Origin of the sequence: Kribbella sp. CA-253562 (assembly GCF_050942265.1) — a bacterium.
Taxonomy (GTDB): domain Bacteria; phylum Actinomycetota; class Actinomycetes; order Propionibacteriales; family Kribbellaceae; genus Kribbella.
On the sequence record NZ_CP192049.1, the window covers coordinates 5,010,518 to 5,028,591 of the forward strand.

The window sequence follows — 18,074 nt, forward strand, 5'->3', positions numbered from 1 at the left end:
CGCGGGGCTCTGGGTGCGTCGGCAGGCCGGTCATAGCTTGGACGCATGACCATCGCACTGATCACCGGCGCCAACAAGGGCCTCGGTTACGAGACCGCCAAGCAGCTGCTCGAGCTGGGACACACCGTCTACGTCGGCGCGCGCGAAACCGAACGCGGCGAGAAGGCCGCCGCCGAACTCGGCGCCCGGTTCGTCCAGCTCGACGTCACCGACGACGCCTCGGTCACCAGCGCCTTGGCGACGATCGACGCCGCCGAAGGCCGCCTCGACATCCTCGTGCACAACGCCGGCATCCTCGACACCGCACTCGACGGCCCCGCGGCGCTACGTTCGTTCGACACGAACGCCGTCGGCATCGTGCGCGTCACGGAGGCCGCACTGCCCTTGCTCCGCAAATCCGCCAATCCGAACGTCGTCACCATCTCCAGCAGCATGGGATCGTTCTGGGCGGTGACCAACCCCGAGCGTCCGGAGTCCGGCCTGCCGCTCGCGCTGTACTCGGCGTCGAAGGCCGCGGCCACCATGCTGACCGTGCACTACGCCAAGGCGCAGCCGGACATCAAGTTCAACGCGCTCGAGCCCGGCACCACCGCCACCGACATGACTGCCGCCTTCGGCATCGGCCGACCGGTCGAGGAAAGCGCTCGCGTCGTCGTACGCCTGGCCACGCTCGACAAGACCGGACCGACCGGCACGTTCCAGGACGAAGCAGGACAACTGCCCTGGTGAGCACGCCTGGAGCTCCCGGTCCACGCTGAACACCCGAGCCGTCCGGCGCCGTGACACCCGCCTCGCGCGCACACCTCACGACGGGCGAGGATACGCAGATGCGCTTCTCGATCAACATTCCGAACTTCGGCGACTTCGCCGACGCCCGTACCGTCGCGCGAGTGGCGACCGTGGCCGAGCAGGCCGGCTGGGACGGTCTGTTCGTCTGGGACCACGTCGTCCACAGCAAGGCCCAGCGGCGGGGTCAGCCCTTCGGGGATCCCTGGATGCTACTGACCGCGGCCGCGCTCGCGACCTCGCGGATCACCCTCGGCACGCTGGTCACCCCGACCGCGCGGCGCCGACCGGAGCAACTGGCCCGGCAGGTCGCGACGCTGGACGGCATGACCAGCGGCCGGGTGGTCTTCGGCGCCGGCCTGGGCGGGCCGATCGACGACGAGTTCGGCAGCTTCGGCGACGAGACCGATCCCAAGGTGCTCGCCGGCCGACTGGACGAAGGGCTCGACCTGCTCGCCCGCTACTGGTCCGGCGAGACCGTGAACCACCACGGCGAGCACTACCAGGTCGACGACGTGACGTTGCTGCCAGCAACCGCTCAACGGCCGCGGCCCCCGGTCTGGATCGCCGGCTACTGGCCCCGCAAGGCACCGATGCGCCGCGCCGCCCGCTGGGACGGCGCCGTACCGCTGTTCCAGAACGCCAACCATGGCGAGGCTCCGCCGGTCGACGAGCTGCGCGACCTGGCGGCGTACCTCCAGCAGAACCGCACCGACCCGACAGCGCCGTACGACATCATCGTGGGCGGCATCAGCCCCACGAACCCGACCGCGTCCCGCGCCCTCATCGAACCCCTCGCCGAAGCCGGCGCCACCTGGTGGGACGAACGCCAACTCATCACCGGCACCGACTTCTACCGCCTGGATCCCGTCCTCCGCCGCATCGAGCAGGGTCCCCCGACGCTCGGGTGAGCGAGCTGCTCACATGACCAGCTTCTGGGGTTCACCGATCGGGAGCCAGGTCAGGCTCCGTCGGATGTCGTGCGGCGCGGCGGCGAAGGCGTCCTCGATCGAGTCCCGGCCTTGAGTGAAGTGCCGCCAGCCTTCGTAGTGCACCGGGAGGACGGTTCGGGGTCGCAGGAGTTCGCAGAGTCTGACGCCGTCGTGCCCCGACATCGTGTAGCGGACCGGTCCGGTGATGCCGAACTGCACCGCGCCGAGGTGGAGCAGCACGGTGCCGACCTCGAGCCGTGCGCCGACCTGACGGACGCCGTCGTACAGGACGGTGTCACCCGAGATCCACAGAGCGCCGTTCTGCTGGCCCTCCCAGCTCAGCGCGAAGCCGGTGACTTGGCCGGTGATCGCCCGACTCAGCGGAGGACCGTGGCGAGCGGGTGTCGCGGTGACCCGCAGGGTGGGCAGTCCGGGCGTGGACAGGGAGTGGACTGCCCAGGGTGGCAGACCGATGGCGTTGCCGCCCAGACGGCGTGCCCCGGCGACTGTCGTCACGACGGTGCCGACGCCGGGCAGCAGCGCGCGGCCGGCGTTGTCGAGGTTGTCGCCGTGGTGGTCGTGGGTCAGCAGTACGGCGTCGATCGGCGGCAGGTCGTCGACCGACAGCGCGGGCCCGGCCTCCTTGCGGGAGGCCGAGCCCCAGCCGAACGAATAGCGGCCGCCGGGCGGGTCGAAGGTCGGGTCGGTGAGCAACCGCCAGCCTTCGACCTCGATCAGGGCGGTGGGCCCGCCGATGTGGGTGATGCGGGCGTCGCTCACGCTGTGGACGCCGCCGCGTGCTTCAGCGCCCAGTCGAGCACTTCGTCGGCGATCCGTTCCCAGCCCTCCTGCGCGGGTAGCAGGTGGGCGTAACCGTCGTACTGCTTCACCTCGGTGACGGTGTCGGACTTGTAGTGCTTGGCATTGGAGCGCTGAATCTCCGGCGGCATGATGTGGTCCTCCGAGCCGGAGACGAACAGCAGCGGTGGCCGGGCGTCGTTGTGGTAGTCGACCCAGGTGTCCTGATGGCCGGGCTGGAAGTTGGCGAGCACGCTGCCCCACAGGATGCCGCCGTTGGCCGGGATGGCGTACCGCTCGTAGAGCGCGCGCGACTCCTCGTCGGTGAAGGTGTTGGTGAACGCGTACCTCCACTGCTCGTACGACAGTGGCACCGTCTTGTGCCGGTTCCCAGGGTTCTTCAGCACCGGGAAGGTCGACCTGACCTGGGACAGCGGTACGACGCGGACCCCCTCGGTGGGTGCGGAGTTCATCGCCACTCCGGCCGCGCCGAAGCCGTGGTCGAGCAGGATCTGGGTGAAGGCGCCGCCGGCGGAGTGACCGATGATGATCGGCGACGTCGCGAGCTCACCGATCACCGCCTCGTAGTGTTCGATGATCTGCGGGACGGTGAGCTTGAGGATCGGTGTCGGGTCGGCGTTGAGCGCCTCCACCTCGACCTCGAAGCCGGGGTAACCGGGCGCGAGCACCCGGAACCCGCGCTGCTCGTAGTGCGTGATCCAGTGTTCCCAGCTGCGGGGCGTGACCCAGAAGCCGTGGACCAGAACGATGGTGTCCGGGGTGGTGACGTCGGGCATCAGGAGGTCTCCTTCGCGGCGTCGAGAATGAGGTCGGTCGTCGAGGCCGGTTTCGAGATCATCGCGACGTGCGACGCCTTCACCTCGACCGTGTGGGCCCCGGCGCGCTGTGCCATGAAGCGCTGAGTGGCGGCCGGGATGACCTGGTCGTCCTTGGCGACCAGCGTCCACGACGGGATGGACTTCCAGGCCGGTACGCCGGACTGCTGGTCGAGCGTCCCGACGTCGGCGGGCCGTTGCGCGGCGGCCATCGCCGCGGCGGTGGACGGCGAGACGTCGGCTGCGAAGACGTCCCGGAAGAGGGGCAGCTTGATGTACCCGTCGACGCCGCCCGGATACGGCCGGAAGTCCAGTGCGGCGGGGCCCAACTGGCTGCCGGGGAACTTCGCGGCCAAACCGCCGACGGTGTCGCCGGCGTCCGGGGCGAAGGCGGCGACGTAGACCAGCGCCTTGACGTTCGGATTGCCGGTGGCCGCGTTCGTCAGGACGAAGCCGCCGTACGAGTGCCCGACCAGCACGATCGGACCCGTCACGGTCGCGAGAACGCTGCGCAGGTAAGCACTGTCGGCGTCCACGCCGCGCAACGGGTTCGCCGGCGCCAGCACCGGATAGCCCTTGCGCCGCAGGCTGCGGGCCACGTCGTTCCACCCGGATGCGTCGGCGAACGCACCGTGCACCAGGACGACGGTCGGCTTGTGGGCGTGGTCGGCAGCGGCGGTGGCGGACCCCGACACGCCGAAGACCAGGGCGAATGCGAGCAGGAGGTGAGGAACAGGCCGTTTTCGAAGGAACATGTCGTGTCCTCGCAGTCGATCGGGTGCAACGGGTGATGGTTGGGACAGCGATCGCTGCAGTGGGGCGCCTGCTGGCCGAAAACCTAGCTGCGCACGCACCACCGGCCCTAGGATGTGGCTGCACGGCCGTGAGCCGTGAGTGCACAGTTCGGCGGGCTGCGTGGGGACGGACTGCTCGGGGTACGGCGACGGGGGCTGCTTTGACTCTGCTTCTCGACACCGCCACGCTGCGGCGGCAGGACCGCTCGGAGGCCTTCTTCGCGGCGATGATGTCCGCGAGTGTGCCGTCGCGGGTGGAACACGAGGACCCACAGGGCGACGTGTACGCCCGGATGGACTTCTGGCAGCTCGGCGCACCGGATCTGTTCCGCAACGAGGGTTCAGGCATCCGCCTGGTCCGTACGCCGAAGCACGTCCGGATCGGGGCCCCTGAAAGGCTGGCGCTCGCCGTCCAGGTGATCGGGACCGGCTTGTTCAGTCAGGCTGGATGCGACCAGCGCGTTCACACCGGTGAGCTGATGCTGGTCGACCTGACCGCACCCTACGAGTTCGCCTGGCGTGGCCACGGCGCCTCCCAGGCCTTCCAGATCGACTACCAGGATCTCGGGCTGAGCGTCGAGACGGTCCGTGCCGCGGCTCAGCGGCTCCCCCACAGTCCCCTGTACGAACTCGTGCTGCACCACCTCACCGTGCTGGCGACGGTCAGCGACTCGCTGAAGGATTCGCGATCTGGTGCGATGCTCGGGGCCGCGACGACCCAACTCGTCCGCGCGCTGCTGACCTCCGCGGCCGAGGACGACGACGACCAGCACCTCGCGATGGCCGACGTGCTCTTCGCGAGGATCACCTGGTACGTCCGGCAGCACCTGGCCGATCCGGACCTCGGCCCGGCCCGGATCGCGGCGCAGCACAACATCTCACTGAGGTACCTGTACAAGCTGTTCGCCAAGCACCAGCTGAGCTTCGAACAGTGGGTCATCGGCGAGCGCCTGGAGCGCGCTCGCCGGGATCTCGCGTCGCCGGCGAACAGGAACCGGTCGATCGCGGCGATCGCCGCGCAGTGGGGATTCCTCGATCCGGGCCACTTCGCCCGGCGCTTCCGCCGAGCACACGGCATGACCCCTCAGGAATGGCGTCAGCTCCACCGCGGACCCGACAGCCGGACCTGACACCACTGCGCGGACGTCCGAGGGCGGCCGGACTCGTCCGAGCCGCCCTCGCGCATCCCGCGGGTCAGGGCAACGGCTCGACCCGGGTGTTCTGGAAGGACGCCTGCAACCAGCGGCCGTGCACCTTGTGCATAACGTTGGTGTTGATCGACAGCGAGTCGGACCGGCAGGTCGTGGCCGGGGCCGTGATCAGGCAGCTGGTGCGGACGATCACGGCGACGTCCGGCTCGAGATAGCGGATCTGCTCGCTGAGCGTGCGGAACGTCGTGTCCTCGATGTAGGTGTCGAAGTAGCGCTGCATCTCGCGGGCGATCTCGGCCCGGCCGCTCAGGTGGTCGCCGTTGAAGGTGACCACGTCCGCGTCGGGGTGGAACGTGGCCGCGAACTCGGCGCCGCTCTCGTGCGTCCACGCATCCGCCTGCTGTTGCAGCAACCGGTCGAACACGACCTTGTCCGGAACCCGCCCGGCCTGCTCCTGGCCGGCCGCGGCGCCGGCCGTCAGCGTCGTTGCCAGCCCGAGCGCGACCACTCCGGCCGCGAGGATCCTTCGCATCGTTGTTCTCACCACAGACCTCCTATATGTCGAAGCGCTAGATGTAGCTAGTCTACATATAGATTCAAACCCCAGCACCCTCGGAGCTACGACCAACGGCTTATAGGAAATGATTTTCATGTGCTAACTTACCGATCGACCCGTCCGCCACTCCGGGAAGAGATGTTGTGCGCCCTGCTGTCGCTCTCACTGCCTGCCTGCTGTCCTCGTCGGTGCTGCTGTCCGGCTGCTTCGCCGGGAACAGCGGTCCGACCGCCGCAACGGGCGACGCCGCCGAGGGCGGCCGGATCAAGCTCGCGATGATGCAGCCGCCCCGATCGGGGCTCTCGCCGTTCAGCGACGACGCGTTCAAGTTGTCCCGGTGGAGCACGGCCGAGACCCTGGTCACGCTGGACGAGGTCGGCGACGCCCGGCCGGGACTGGCCACCTCGTGGAAACGCGTGGCGCCGCAGACCTGGGAGTTCGCGATCCGGCCGAACGTGACGTTCCACGACGGTACGACGCTGACCGCCGCCGTGGCCGCCTTCGCCCTCACCAAGGCGGCCGCCGCGTCGCCGAAGCCCCGCATCCTGGACGGCGTACGGCTGACAGCCGTTGCCCAGGGCAACACTTTGCGCGTCACGACCGCCGAGGCCGACCCGCTGGTCCCGCACCGGTTGTCCTCGCCGCAGCTGTCGATCCTGGCCAAGGCGGCGTACAAGGCAACACGCGTCGACCCCGTGGGCACCGGAAGCGGCCCGTACCGGCTGGTCGAGGTTCGCGGCACGACCGGCGCCCGGCTCGACCGGTACGACGGCTACTGGGGCGGGAAAGCACGGGCCGAGGGCATCGATGTCTCGTTCGTCCCGGACGGCGCGGCGCGCGCGGCCGCGATCCGCAGCGGTTCGGCCCACGTGGTCGAGTCGGTCCCGGTGTCGCAGGCGGCCTTGCTGGACCCGAAGACCGTGACCGAGGTACCGATGCCGCGAACGAACACGCTGTACCTCAACACGCGCACCGGCCCGCTGAAGGATCCCGCGCTGCGAGCCGCCATCCGGAGTGCCGTCGACCGCGAAGCCTTGGTGAAGGGCGTGTACGAGGGCCGCGCCGATCTGGCCGCCGGTCTGCTCGGACCGGCACTGCCCTGGGCCGCGAAGGGCCGCACCGAGCTCACCGGCCGTATGAAGGCCAAGGCGCCGGCCGGCACCACGATCACCTTGGCGACCTTCTCCGACCGGGCCGAGTTGCCGGAGGTGGCGTCAGTCCTGCAGCAGCAGTTGCAGCAGGCGGGGTTCGTGGTGAAGCAGGTCGTGCGGGAGTACGCGCACATCGAAGAGGACGCGCTGGCGGGCAAGTTCGACGCGTTCATCCTGTCCCGCGCCACGGTGCTGGACTCCGGCGACCCGGTCGCCTACCTGTACAGCGATTTCGCCTGCGAGGGGTCGTTCAACATCTCCCAGCTGTGCGACGCCGGCGTCGACGCGGCGCTGACCAAGGCGAAGGGCACTGCCGCCGGTGACGCCCGGCGAGCCGCGATCCTGGCGGCGGAAGCGGCCGTACTGCGGACCGACGCCGCTGTCCCGCTGCTCCACGAGCGGGTGATCCAGGGCGACTCGAGCGAACTGCTCGACTCGGCCAAGGACCCGCGGGAGCGAACGCTCGTCACGGCACAGACCCGCCTGCGGTGACCCGGCGTACGGCGCTGACGTCCCGGGTCGGCGCGATAGTCGTTGTCGTCGTCGCGATCGGCCTGCTGCCCTGGCTGTCCGGCCGGGACCCCGCATTGTCGGTCCTCCGCGCCCGCTCGGCCGAGCAGGAACCGACGCCCGAGGCGATCGGCGCGGTCCGCGCGGAGCTCGGCCTCGACGCGGGGCCCGTGCAGCTGCTCGGTCGCTGGCTCGGGAACGCTGTGCGCGGTGACCTCGGGCGCTCCTGGACCAGCGGGGCCGAGGTGCTGCCTTCGGTCCTCGCCGCGGCCGGCGCGTCCCTGACCTTGATGGCGGCCGCTCTGCTGATCGCCGTACTGATTGCTGTCGCGCTGTGCGCACCGACGCTGGTTCGCGGTGCTCGCGGGACCCTGCGGAGCGGCGGGACCGGGGTGGCCGCGAGCGCGCTTGCCGCGTTGCCGGAGTTCCTGCTCGCGACGCTGTTGATGCTGGCTCTTTCGGTCTGGCTGCGGTGGCTTCCGCCCTACGGGTGGGAGGGTCCGCGCCACCTGATTCTTCCGGCGCTCGCGCTGGCGCTGCCGGCGGGTGGAATCCTCGGCCGGCTCGTCGACGACGCTCTGCCGGCGGTCTTCGCCGAACGCTGGGTCAGCCTCTGGCGTTCGGCCGGCTGCACTCCGGCGCGGATTGCCGCGGCCGCCGTACGGCGCGCGGTGCCGGCCGTCGTCCCGCAGCTTGGGCTTGTGGCGGTCGGACTGACGGGTGGTGCGGTCGCGGTCGAGACCGTCTTTGCCGTACCCGGGATCGGACGTACAGCGCTGGGCGCGGCCGAGTCGCAGGATCTGCCTTTGCTGCAAGGATCCGTGCTGGCTCTGGTACTGCTCGGCGTGATCGCCGGCTTGCTGGCACAAGCGGCGAGGCGTTACCTACTGGGACCCGGTCTTCGTGACGAAGTCCTGTCGCTCCCGGTCCAGCCCGCGTCGACGCGACGGATGCCGCACGTACCACCTGCCATCTGCGCCGCGCTGCTGGCCGTCGTGATCGGCTGGGGGTTGTTCCTCGATCCGTTGCACCTGGATACGACGGCCCGGCTCGCGGCGCCGAGCTGGACGCATCCCTTGGGCACCGACTCGCTCGGCCGCGACGTTCTGGCCCGGCTCGGGCACGGCGCCGCCGCGACGGCCGGCGTCGCCGTAATCGTCTGCGCCTTCTCGTACGCCGTCGCGCTGGTCGCGGGCTTTCTGCCCGGCGTCACGGTCGGCGCCTCCGAAACAGCGAACGCGGTACCGCCGGTGATCGCTGGCATCCTGGTCGCCGCGGTCCTCGGTCCGGGCACTCTGAGCGCGTCCGTCGCCGTTGCGCTGGTCTCTTGGCCACCGCTCGCCGCGCACGCCGCGGCGCTCGTTCAGGAAACCAGGGCGGCCGGCTATCTGACCGCGCAACGGGCGATCGGCTCGAGCCCTGGCTGGATCCTCACCCGGCACGTTCTGCCGGCGGTGGCGGGCCCGGTCGCCCGGCACGCCGTACTGCGGCTTCCGGGGATCGCCTTGGCGCTCGCCTCTCTGGGCTTCCTCGGCCTCGGCTCGCAACCGCCCGCTCCGGAGTGGGGGTCGAGCCTGGCGGAGTCACTGCCGTACGTGGAACGCGCTCCGTGGGCCGCCCTCGCACCGGCGGTTGCCCTGCTCGTACTGGCGGCGCTGGCGGTCTCGCTGTCGACGCTTCAGACTCCGCGAGGCGCGCGAAGCGCCGTACTGCAAGGGATTCGGGGATGACCGCGCTGCTCGAGGTACGGGATCTTCACGTCACGGTGCACGGCCAGGGTGGCGACGTACCGGCGGTGCGCGGCCTGTCCTTCCAGGTCGACCGCGGGGAGATTCTTGCCGTCGTCGGTGAATCCGGTGCAGGTAAGTCCCTGACCGCGCAGGCCGTTCTCGGACTGCTGGGTCCAGCGGCCGCGATTCGCGGCAGCGTCCGGTTCGACGGTCAGGAGCTTGCCGGGGGCAATCAGGCCGCCTATCGCGAGCTGCGCGGGCGACGACTGGGCTTCGTTCCGCAGGACGCGTTGTCGGTCCTGAGCCCGGTGCATCCGGTCGGTGAGCAACTGGCTCTCGCCGTGCGGTCCGTTCAGGGCGTGAGCCGCAAAGCTGCGTGGGACGTCGCCGTCCAGGCTCTCGATCGAGTCGGGATCCCCGATCCGGGCCGCCGCGCCCGGGCCTATCCGCACGAGTACTCCGGCGGGATGCGGCAGCGCGCCGTGATCGCGATGGCGATGGTCAACCAGCCGGACCTGATCGTCGCCGACGAACCGACCACCGCGCTCGATCCCCGGCTGCAGGCCCAGATCCTCGACCTGCTCACCGGTCTGCGCGACGAGTCGGGCACCGCGGTGGTCCTCGTGACCCACGACCTGGCCGCCGTCGCGGGTACGGCCGACCGGGTCCTGATCATGTACGCCGGCCGCGAAGTCGAGTCGGGTCCGGTGGACCGGGTCCTGGTGACGCCGCGGTCCCCGTACACCGCGGGACTGCTGGCGTCGTTGAAGCCGATGCCTGCAGCAACGATCCGGCGACTTCCCGCGATCCCGGGTGTGCCGCCTCGGCCGCAGTCGTTGCCGCCAGGTTGTGCTTTCGGGCCACGCTGCCCGCTCGCGGTCGACGAGTGCCTGGGCGTCGTACCGGAACCGCTCCTGTACGACGGCCGCCTGGTCGCCTGCCACCGAGCCGGCGACGTATCGGCTTCTGAGCTCGCGGAGCTCTACCGATGACCGGCGCGCCGCTGCTCGACGTACGGGAGCTGACCGTTCGTTACCCCGGACGCCGCCGCCGGTCGCAGCCGATCCTGGCGGTCGACCGGGTGTCGTTCGAGGTACGAGCCGGGGAGACACTTGCGTTGGTCGGCGAGTCCGGGTGCGGGAAGTCCAGCACCGCTGCCGCCGTGCTGCAGCTGCGCCGTCCGCAGGGCGGTGAAGTCCGGTTCGACGGAGTCGATCTGACGACGCTCGACGAGCCGGCCCTCCGGGGTCTACGGCCGGCGTTGCAACCGGTGTTCCAGGACCCGTACGGCTCGCTCAGCCCGCGGTTGCGGATTCGGGACGCGATCGCCGAACCACTGCGCGTCCAGGGTCGCTGGGATCCCGTCGCTGGCCCAGCCCGGGTGGCCGCACTGCTGGATCTCGTCCAGCTCGACCGCTCCCTGGCCGACCGGCGCCCGCACGAGCTGTCCGGCGGCCAGTGCCAGCGCGTCGGCATCGCCCGAGCCCTGGCGAGCGAACCGCGGCTGCTCGTCCTCGACGAACCGGTCTCCGCCCTCGACCCGTCGATCCGCGCCGGCGTGATGAACCTGCTGACCGACCTACAGGACGAACTCGGCCTCGGCTACCTGTTCATCTGCCACGACCTCCGGCTCGTCCACCAGGTCGCCCACCGCATCGCCGTGATGCACCACGGCCGCATCGTCGAGTCGGGCGACACCAACCAGATCTTCACCGCGCCGACCGCGGCGTACACCCAAGCCCTGCTGACAGCCGTGCCGCCGGTCCTCACCTAGGCCGCAGAGGACCTACCGCACCGCTACGCTTGCCGAATGGTGCGGTACGACGTAGCGACCGATGACGCCGAAATCGCACGCCTCGTTTCGGAGTCGGATGCGAGAACGGTGATCCTGGACGTCGAGCCGTTCGTGACCCACTGGGGTTCTCCGGATGCCACCTTCGACGCCCGCGTCGCATCGTCGTTGAAGATCTTCGGCTCGATGGAAAGGCGACCGGACGTCGTGCTGTTCGCCACGAACTCGAGGCGCCGATGGCGAGAGCCGATCAAGGTCAGCGGGTCCTTGTCCATCCGCTACGTATCCACAGCCTGCAAACCGTTTCGCTTGAACCTCTACCAGGATCTCCCCCGCCCCGGGGTGGTCGTCGGCGATCAGATCGCGACCGACGGCTTGCTCGCCGCCAGGCTCGGATACCACTTCATCCACTACAAGCCGGCCGATATCGCAACGCCTCTCGGTCCTCACCTGATGCGGTGGCTGGGCTACCCCTTCGAACGTTTCTATTTCAGGCGAGCGACGAACTGATCGAAGCCAGGTTCGCGAGTCCTTGATCAGTTCGTCGCAGAAGGCGGCGACGTCGGTGCCGACGAGGTCCAGGACTCCCCTGCCCTAGAAGCGCTTCGGTGGTTCGTCCCCGGTGGTTCGGTGAACCGTGACCAGCGAGTCGCCGTCCACCGGTGATACCGGTACGACGGTGTAGAGAGTGCGTCCGCCCGGGAAGGTGAAACTCTGGGCCGGACCCGGTTCGCCGGTCGAGGCGCTCCTGAGACTGAGCCCTTCGACGGTTTTGTCGTCGGTCAGGTAGCTGAGGACGACACCGAAGAACGGTGTCTGCCCGGCGAAGACATAGGTGTCGTCGGCACCGGTCGGCTGCAGCAGGTTGCCGCCTCCGAGCTGGTCCTCGGGCTGTGGCTGTGGGCTCACGACCCCGTCGTCGGCCGGCATGCTGACGAACTGGTACCCGCCCTTGGTGGCGACGGCGTACAAGGTTGCCTGCCGCAACATTCCGGCCGCGTCGTAGTACGTGCGGTCGTCGATCAGGACCGGACGGCCGATCATCGGCGTGGCCTGCAGCTGAGCTGCCCGAGGGTCGAGCGGGAGCGGAGATTTGGTGTGTGCCCCGAGCCGGACAGGATCAGGCGACGGCCGGCCGCCGGGACCCGAGCAGACCGTGCGGTCGCCGACGAGCCAGCCGGTTGTCGTCCGGGTCAGTTCGGTCCGCGCGATCCGGCGTCCGGACGCGTCACCGTAGTCGAGCACCCCCGTGCTCCCGGACAGCGTGAAGCGATAGCGCGGTACGCCGTACGCGACGGCCTCCGGCGGCACCTTGCCTGGGTCCAGTACGGCACGGATCGGTTCGAACGTCATGGAGTTCGTGCCCGGGCTGAGGACGGTCCGGGTCCCGCAGGCCCAGTCGCCGATCGGGCCGGCGATCGGTCCCTTCGGCGGGTTGCTGATCTTCGTGGTGGGGTGAGGGGTCGTCGCCGGGCCAGTCGACGGGTCCGGTTCGGTGCCGCCGACCAGCGACGCGCCGGCCACGAGCAGCACGGCGGCGACCGAGGCCGCGGCCAGGTAGGGCGCGAACCGGCGACTCCACGGTCGTGCGGCCGGTTCGGTGTCGCGCACCGCGGTGCGTTGCTGCACCCTGTTCCACATCCGATCGACGTCCACGTGGACCTCCGAGGCGGCACGGTCCAGCTCGTCGATCAGGCGCCGTTCGGTGTCGTTCATCGGTGGTCCTCCAGATCCTCGGCGAGCCGGGCCATCCCCCGGCTGAGCAGTGATTTCACGGTGCCGACCCGGACCTGCATCACGGTGGCGATCCCGGCCAGCGGCAGATCCAGCCAGTAGCGCAGCACGATCGCTTCGCGCTGCCGCGGCGCGAGCTGAGCCAGCGCCCGGAAGAGGTCGGTGACCGACTCGTCCCGCTCGACCTGCTCGCTGGCCGGAGCCGCCGTCACCGCATGCAGCGGCCTGCGATCGGCGACCGCCTTACGCCGCTGCTGCGTCCGCACTTCGTTGACGACGATCCGATTCAGGTACGCCGTGGTGTTGTCGATCCGCCGATCGGGCCGGACGGCCATGAACCGGCAGAACGCCTCCTGGACGACGTCCTCCGGGTCACCCGCGCCGAGCAGGTGCGCCAGCCGCACCAGCCGCTCGGCATGAGCGCGGAACAGCACGTCGTACGGCGGATCACCCGACGGCGCCACGGCCCCGTCGTCGGTGTCCACCAGGTCTCCCAAAGTCAGCCGCATACCTGAATGACGGCCGAGACCCCAAAAGGTTGCGACGCCCCCGCGCAGCGAACCAAGAAGACTCCCGCGCTTGCCGTCAGGAGATCAGGCCGTAGTGACGAGCGACCTCGTCGCGATAGGCCGGGGTCTGCTCGGTGTACGTGTCGTACGGCGGACTGTCGTCGATCTGCCGAGCGGGCAGCCGGCGTGGCGGGTAATTCCAGGCGTTCTGACTCACGGTCCTGCCTCCTGGTCACCAGAAGCTCCGACCCGATCTGCCTACACCTCGAAGGAGGACCGCAGGCGAAGTACACCTGAACAACATGCGGGGGTCGGGCCGGCATCGCCTCGCCGCTGTCAGGGTTGGACCAGCCCGGCCCGGATGGCGTAGCGGGTGAGTTCGAGGCGGTCGCGCAGGCCCAGCTTCTGCAGCATGTTGGCGCGGTGGCGCTCGACGGTTTTGATGCTGATGAACAGGGTTTCGCCGATCTCCTTGGACGAGTAGCCCTCCGCGACGAGTTTGAGCACCTCCTCCTCCCGCGCGGTCAGCACCTGGTCGGGGATGGTCTGGCCGCGTCGGGCCCGGTCCAGGTAGTTGCGGATCAGGGCGTTGACCGCGCCGGGATACAGGAACGGCTCGCCCCGCATCGCCGCCCGGCACGCCTCGACCAGGTCACGGTCGACGACCGACTTCAGCACGTAGCCGGCGGCGCCGGACTTGAGCGCCTGGAAGAAGTACTGCTCGTTGTCGTACATCGTCAAGAACAGGATGCGCGGGCCGGGATGACGAGCCGACAGCTCGCGGGCCGCCTGCAGACCGGTCATCCGTGGCATGGCGATGTCGAGGATGGCCAGATCGAGCTCGGTGGTCCGGGCCAGGTCGAGCGCTTCCTTGCCGTCACCGGCCTCGGCGACCACCGACAGATCGGGCTCACGCTCCAGGATCAGCCGGACTCCGCGCCGGACCAGCGCGTGATCGTCGGCCAGCAGGATCCGGGTGACGCCTTCTCGAGGCTGCGACATGTCAATCCTTCCGCTGATCGAGCGGCACGGACAATGCCACGACGGTCCCGTGGCCGGGCTCGGACCGCAGGTCGAGCGACGCGCCGACCAGCAGCGCCCGCTCGCGCATGCCGCGGACCCCGGCGCCTTCCTCGGCGAGCCCGAGACCTCGGCCGTTGTCCTCGATCCTCAGCACGACCCGCTCACCGTCGTGGCTCAGACTGAGGTCCGCCCGGGTGGCTTCGGCGTGCCGGGCGATGTTGGTGAGCCCTTCCTGGGCCACCCGGTAGCACACCAGCTCGGTCTGCTGATCCAGTACGGGCAGATCGGGCGGGAACTCGTGGTGCACCGGCAGCCCCGTGTGCGTCGACACCTCCGTCGCCAGCGAGGTCAGGGCGCTGACCAAGCCGAGGTCGTCCAGTACGCCCGGCCGAAGCCGGCGCGCCAGCCGTCGTACCTCGTCCAAGCTCGCCCGGGTCGTCTCCTGCGCGTGCTGCAGATCCGCCCGCAGCACGGGATCCTCGACGCGGTCGGCGGCCCGGCCGAGCTCCATCAGTACGGCGGTCAGACTCTGACCCACCTCGTCATGAAGCTCCTGGGAGATCCGGCGGCGCTCGGCTTCCTGCGCCGACAGCGCGCGGGAGTTGCTCGCGGCCCGCTCGGCCTCCAGTCGGGCCAGCATGTCGTTGAAGGCGCGGATGAGGCGCGTCACACCGCCCTGCCCAGCCACCGGCAAACGCTGCCCCGGACGCAGCAGATCCACCGTCGCCATCTGGCGCGTCAACCGGTCCAGCGGCGCCAGCCCGACCTGCAGCAGCACCGCGTTGGCGACCAGCATCACCGCCAAACCGGCCACCAGCACGACAGCCTCCGTGAACAGCACCGGCACCGACACCGTGACAGGTGCCCACAGCAACAACGCCGTGGCCGCGCACAACACCACGGCGTTCAGGACGAAGATGCGCCAGAACAGCGGAACCGACGTCACCTGGGCAGGTCGCATGCCTCCAGCCTGCCCCCTCGGCCAACTTCCGTCGATCGGGGGGTGGCACTCATTCCCGCCGGCCCGGCTCCGCACAGCGCCGTACGCCGAAATGGGTGCTGGGCCCGATGGTGGGATCGCCTCCCGGCGGCAACCATCGTCGTGTGCCCCGCTGGTACCGGATCGCGGGGCACGCACTCCTACCCTTCGAAAGGACGCCCTCATGAGCACCGACGTGGGCCGCCCCCAGCACCTCACCACACAGGAAGCACGTCAGCGACTGGAGCACGAACGCACGTCGCGGCTGGTCCAGCTGCAAGCCATCGAAGCCGGCGCCGGTCCTGCCGAGGCGGACCTGAAGTCCGCCCAGACCGCGGCGATCCAGCGGGTGCTCAAGGAGATCGACGCGGCCGGCCAGCGGCTGCTCGACGGCACGTACGGCACGTGTTCGAGCTGCGACACCGCGATTCCGCCCGAGCGGCTCGAGATCCTGCCCTACGTCCGGTTCTGCGTGACCTGTCAGCAGCGATCGGCCTGACGCCCGCCCCCCAAGGCCGAAAGGATCCCTCATGAGCGCCGGCATGGGCGGCCCCAGACCGCGGGCCGAAACACGGTCGACCATCGATCCCGCGTCCGACCGGACCGCGGACCGATTCGCCCAGCTCGCGGTCGAGCTGCACCATGCCGGCGGCGTGGACGAGACCGTCGACGCCGTCGTGCACTTCGCGCTGCAGGCGCTCAACTGCAGCCACGCCGGCGTCGTGTTCTCCGCCCGGGGAGGGCAACCCGAGATCGCCGCGGTGACCGAACGCTTCGTGGCCGAGGTCTACGACCTGCAGATCGCCGAGCAGGACGGTCCGCTCGTGACGTCCCTGCGCGATCGCACGACGGTCCTGATCCGCGACACCACGACCGACGGCCGCTGGCCGAACTGGGCTGCCAGGGTCGCGGGCTTCGGCGTACGCAGCGTGCTCGACGTTCCTCTGGTCGTCGGCCGCGTCGACAACCGCGCCGTCGGCGTGCTCGGTCTGTACCACCCCCACCCCGACGCCTTCGGCCCCGACGACGAAGCGATCGCGTCGATCCTCGCCCGGCACGCCGCGGTCGCGGTGGCCAGCGCACGGCATGAGGAGACGATGGCCGCCGCCATCGACGCCCGAAAGCTGGTCGGCGTGGCCATGGGAGTGCTGATGGAACGCTTCGGCATCGACGGCGACCAGGCGTTCGCCGTACTGAGGCGCTACTCCCAAGACACCAACACGAAGCTGCGAGACGTTGCTCAGCACCTGATCGACACCCGCAAGCTGCCGCCCGGACGCTCCGGGCAGCGGACGCAGTGACCGATTCCCGTACACTCGGGAGGGACCGTCGGCTTCTCGACTCGCCAGCCAGGGTGCGCCGTCCTCGGTGAATCACCACCAATTGCGCAGCGATGCGCGGTGGGAAGGCAGGCACCTGCATGGGCAGCCACGAAGATCCACGGCCGGAATTCGAAGGTCATCCTGACGTCGCCTTCTCCATGGTGATCGGTATCGCCGAAGGCATCCTCGTCGAGCGCTACCAGGTGCCGATCGAGCAGGCCCGAGCGTTCCTCCAATCCCGGGCCACCGAGCGAGGCCTGCCGCTGGTCGAAGCCGCGAACTGGCTGATCACGACCGACACCCTGCCCTGAGCCGGTTGTCAGCGGTGGGCGGGGGCCGGCTTCGCCCGCCGACCCTTGGGGCGGGGCTGGTTCAGGATGTCACCGACGGCGACCGGCAGTTCGATCAGGCGTGGGCGCTTGGCGCGCTCGGGGTGATCCAGCCGCTCGAACAACATGCGCGCGGCCTGGGCGCCGAGTTCCTTGGGGTTGTGGGAGACGACCAGCAGCGGGACCTGCATCAGGTGGGCGAGCTCGACGTCGTCGAAGGCGATCAGGGTCGGCGGGGACAGCTTGGGGTCGCGCAGCCGGCGTTGCCCAATCGCTTCGAGCGCACCGATCGTGTTGCGGTTGTTGGTGCTGAACACCGCCGTGGGCGGATCCTCGAGATCGAGCAGCGCTTCCATCGCCTTGCGGGCGGCGGCGGCGTCCTGCTGACCGCGCGTGACCAGACTCGGATCGGACTCGATGCCGAACTCGGCGAGCGCCTGGCAGAAGCCCTCGTAGCGCCGGCTCGCGGTGGCGACCGAGATGACGTTGCCCAGGAAACCGATTCTGGTGTGCCCGGCCTCGAGAACCTTCTTGGTGCTCTCGTAGGCACCGTTCACGTCGTCGATGAGCACGGTGTCCGCCTTCAGCCCACGCACTGTCCGCGACGCCAGCACGAGCGGGATCTCACCCAACCGCGTCCCCTTCAAGTGATCGGCCGCGCCACCGGTCGGTACGACGATCAGCCCCTCCACCTGGCGGCCGACGAAGTCGGAGACGAGCTGCTTCTCCCGGGCGACGTCCTCCCCCGTGTTGCCGAGCAGCATCCGGCGACCGTGCTGGGCGGCCACTTCCTCGACGCCCAGCGCGAAGTGCCCGTAGTACGGGTTGGCGAGGTTGGTGATCGCGACACCGATCAGGTCCGAGCGGTGACCGGGCCGGATGCTCCGGGCGTTCTCGTTGCGGTGGTACCCCAAGGTGGCGACGGCGTCCAGCACGCGTTGCTGCACCTCGCGGCGCACGTTCTTGCCCCCGGACAGCGTGCGGGAGACCGTCATCGGACTGACCCCGGCGAGCTCGGCCACCTCCCGTACGGTCGGCGCCGCCTTCGGTCTGGAGGGTCCAGGGTTCACCAGCGCACTCCTTACAGCCACAAGCCCCGAGCTTCCAGATCGACCACCGACCGTCGGATGCTGCACTCACGG

21 protein-coding genes are annotated in these 18,074 nt (G+C 69.7%); 11 read left to right on the forward strand and 10 right to left on the reverse strand.

Annotated features, from left to right (window positions below):
- Nucleotides 1-45: 45 nt before the first annotated feature.
- Together ACQPXM_RS23625 and ACQPXM_RS23630 are read left to right on the forward strand one after the other, a co-directional pair.
- Nucleotides 46-729 (forward strand): SDR family NAD(P)-dependent oxidoreductase, encoded by a 684-nt coding sequence (locus ACQPXM_RS23625; RefSeq protein ID WP_432936732.1) that lies wholly within the window; start codon nt 46-48, stop codon nt 727-729.
- Between the two features lie 98 nt (nt 730-827).
- The gene (locus tag ACQPXM_RS23630) at nt 828-1,697 is read left to right on the forward strand and encodes an LLM class flavin-dependent oxidoreductase (RefSeq protein ID WP_432936735.1); all 870 of its coding nucleotides are present in this window, start codon (nt 828-830) and stop codon (nt 1,695-1,697) included.
- A gap of 9 nt (nt 1,698-1,706) precedes the next feature.
- Here the strand turns inward: ACQPXM_RS23630 and ACQPXM_RS23635 are convergent, their stop codons facing one another.
- Genes ACQPXM_RS23635 through ACQPXM_RS23645 form a run of 3 tightly spaced genes read right to left on the reverse strand, consistent with a single transcriptional unit; the run spans nt 1,707 to nt 4,107 of the window.
- Nucleotides 1,707-2,498: an MBL fold metallo-hydrolase gene (locus tag ACQPXM_RS23635; protein ID WP_432936737.1), complete on the reverse strand. Its 792-nt coding sequence runs from the start codon at nt 2,496-2,498 to the stop codon at nt 1,707-1,709.
- Nucleotides 2,495-3,313 (reverse strand): alpha/beta hydrolase, encoded by an 819-nt coding sequence (locus tag ACQPXM_RS23640; RefSeq protein WP_432936740.1) that lies wholly within the window; start codon nt 3,311-3,313, stop codon nt 2,495-2,497. The genes ACQPXM_RS23635 and ACQPXM_RS23640 overlap by 4 nt, the downstream gene beginning before the upstream one ends.
- Nucleotides 3,313-4,107, reverse strand: coding sequence for an alpha/beta fold hydrolase (locus tag ACQPXM_RS23645; protein WP_432936743.1), 795 nt, complete (start codon nt 4,105-4,107; stop codon nt 3,313-3,315). The genes ACQPXM_RS23640 and ACQPXM_RS23645 overlap by 1 nt, the downstream gene beginning before the upstream one ends.
- 200 nt (nt 4,108-4,307) lie before the next feature.
- Between ACQPXM_RS23645 and ACQPXM_RS23650 the strand changes: the two genes are divergently transcribed.
- Nucleotides 4,308-5,276 (forward strand): helix-turn-helix domain-containing protein, encoded by a 969-nt coding sequence (locus tag ACQPXM_RS23650; protein ID WP_432936746.1) that lies wholly within the window; start codon nt 4,308-4,310, stop codon nt 5,274-5,276.
- A gap of 64 nt (nt 5,277-5,340) precedes the next feature.
- On the opposite strand, the gene ACQPXM_RS23655 is transcribed toward ACQPXM_RS23650, so the two are convergent.
- The gene (locus tag ACQPXM_RS23655) at nt 5,341-5,841 is read right to left on the reverse strand and encodes an SgcJ/EcaC family oxidoreductase (RefSeq protein ID WP_432936749.1); all 501 of its coding nucleotides are present in this window, start codon (nt 5,839-5,841) and stop codon (nt 5,341-5,343) included.
- 155 nt (nt 5,842-5,996) lie between these two features.
- Here ACQPXM_RS23655 and ACQPXM_RS23660 point away from each other — a divergent pair, with 155 nt between their 5' ends.
- The 5 genes from ACQPXM_RS23660 to ACQPXM_RS23680 are packed head-to-tail and all read left to right on the forward strand — an operon-like array spanning nt 5,997 to nt 11,546.
- Nucleotides 5,997-7,496: an ABC transporter substrate-binding protein gene (locus tag ACQPXM_RS23660; RefSeq protein ID WP_432936752.1), complete on the forward strand. Its 1,500-nt coding sequence runs from the start codon at nt 5,997-5,999 to the stop codon at nt 7,494-7,496.
- Nucleotides 7,493-9,244, forward strand: a complete 1,752-nt coding sequence (locus tag ACQPXM_RS23665) for an ABC transporter permease subunit (RefSeq protein ID WP_432936754.1) — start codon at nt 7,493-7,495, stop codon at nt 9,242-9,244. The genes ACQPXM_RS23660 and ACQPXM_RS23665 overlap by 4 nt, the downstream gene beginning before the upstream one ends.
- Nucleotides 9,241-10,236 (forward strand): ABC transporter ATP-binding protein, encoded by a 996-nt coding sequence (locus tag ACQPXM_RS23670; protein WP_432936756.1) that lies wholly within the window; start codon nt 9,241-9,243, stop codon nt 10,234-10,236. Before ACQPXM_RS23665 ends, ACQPXM_RS23670 begins: the two co-directional genes overlap by 4 nt.
- Nucleotides 10,233-11,018, forward strand: a complete 786-nt coding sequence (locus ACQPXM_RS23675; protein ID WP_432936758.1) for an ATP-binding cassette domain-containing protein — start codon at nt 10,233-10,235, stop codon at nt 11,016-11,018. The genes ACQPXM_RS23670 and ACQPXM_RS23675 overlap by 4 nt, the downstream gene beginning before the upstream one ends.
- 36 nt (nt 11,019-11,054) lie before the next feature.
- A complete protein-coding gene (locus tag ACQPXM_RS23680) occupies nt 11,055-11,546 on the forward strand; it encodes a hypothetical protein (RefSeq protein ID WP_432936761.1) in 492 nt (163 codons plus the stop codon).
- Nucleotides 11,547-11,630: 84 nt separating this feature from the next.
- Here the strand turns inward: ACQPXM_RS23680 and ACQPXM_RS23685 are convergent, their stop codons facing one another.
- The 5 genes from ACQPXM_RS23685 to ACQPXM_RS23705 form a co-directional block, all read right to left on the reverse strand.
- Nucleotides 11,631-12,752 carry a hypothetical protein gene (locus ACQPXM_RS23685; RefSeq protein WP_432936764.1) on the reverse strand — a complete coding sequence of 374 codons (1,122 nt, stop codon included), beginning with the start codon at nt 12,750-12,752 and terminating at the stop codon, nt 11,631-11,633.
- On the reverse strand, nt 12,749-13,279 hold the full coding sequence (locus tag ACQPXM_RS23690) for an RNA polymerase sigma factor (RefSeq protein ID WP_432936767.1): 531 nt from the start codon (nt 13,277-13,279) through the stop codon (nt 12,749-12,751). The genes ACQPXM_RS23685 and ACQPXM_RS23690 overlap by 4 nt, the downstream gene beginning before the upstream one ends.
- Nucleotides 13,280-13,355: 76 nt before the next feature.
- On the reverse strand, nt 13,356-13,496 hold the full coding sequence (locus tag ACQPXM_RS23695; RefSeq protein WP_432936770.1) for a hypothetical protein: 141 nt from the start codon (nt 13,494-13,496) through the stop codon (nt 13,356-13,358).
- A gap of 119 nt (nt 13,497-13,615) precedes the next feature.
- A complete protein-coding gene (locus tag ACQPXM_RS23700; RefSeq protein WP_432936773.1) occupies nt 13,616-14,281 on the reverse strand; it encodes a response regulator in 666 nt (221 codons plus the stop codon).
- Nucleotide 14,282: 1 nt separating this feature from the next.
- Entirely contained in the window at nt 14,283-15,263 is a 981-nt protein-coding gene (locus ACQPXM_RS23705) for a sensor histidine kinase (RefSeq protein WP_432936776.1), read from the reverse strand.
- Nucleotides 15,264-15,465: 202 nt separating this feature from the next.
- On the opposite strand from ACQPXM_RS23705, the gene ACQPXM_RS23710 reads away from it, so the two are divergent.
- The 3 genes from ACQPXM_RS23710 (at nt 15,466) to ACQPXM_RS23720 (ending at nt 16,914) form a co-directional block, all read left to right on the forward strand.
- Nucleotides 15,466-15,780 (forward strand): TraR/DksA family transcriptional regulator, encoded by a 315-nt coding sequence (locus ACQPXM_RS23710; RefSeq protein WP_432936779.1) that lies wholly within the window; start codon nt 15,466-15,468, stop codon nt 15,778-15,780.
- Between the two features lie 31 nt (nt 15,781-15,811).
- Nucleotides 15,812-16,582 (forward strand): GAF and ANTAR domain-containing protein, encoded by a 771-nt coding sequence (locus tag ACQPXM_RS23715; RefSeq protein ID WP_432936782.1) that lies wholly within the window; start codon nt 15,812-15,814, stop codon nt 16,580-16,582.
- A gap of 119 nt (nt 16,583-16,701) precedes the next feature.
- On the forward strand, nt 16,702-16,914 hold the full coding sequence (locus ACQPXM_RS23720; RefSeq protein ID WP_432936785.1) for an ANTAR domain-containing protein: 213 nt from the start codon (nt 16,702-16,704) through the stop codon (nt 16,912-16,914).
- Between the two features lie 8 nt (nt 16,915-16,922).
- Here ACQPXM_RS23720 and ACQPXM_RS23725 read toward each other — a convergent pair whose 3' ends face one another.
- The gene (locus ACQPXM_RS23725; RefSeq protein WP_432936788.1) at nt 16,923-18,002 is read right to left on the reverse strand and encodes a LacI family DNA-binding transcriptional regulator; all 1,080 of its coding nucleotides are present in this window, start codon (nt 18,000-18,002) and stop codon (nt 16,923-16,925) included.
- Nucleotides 18,003-18,074 lie beyond the last annotated feature (72 nt).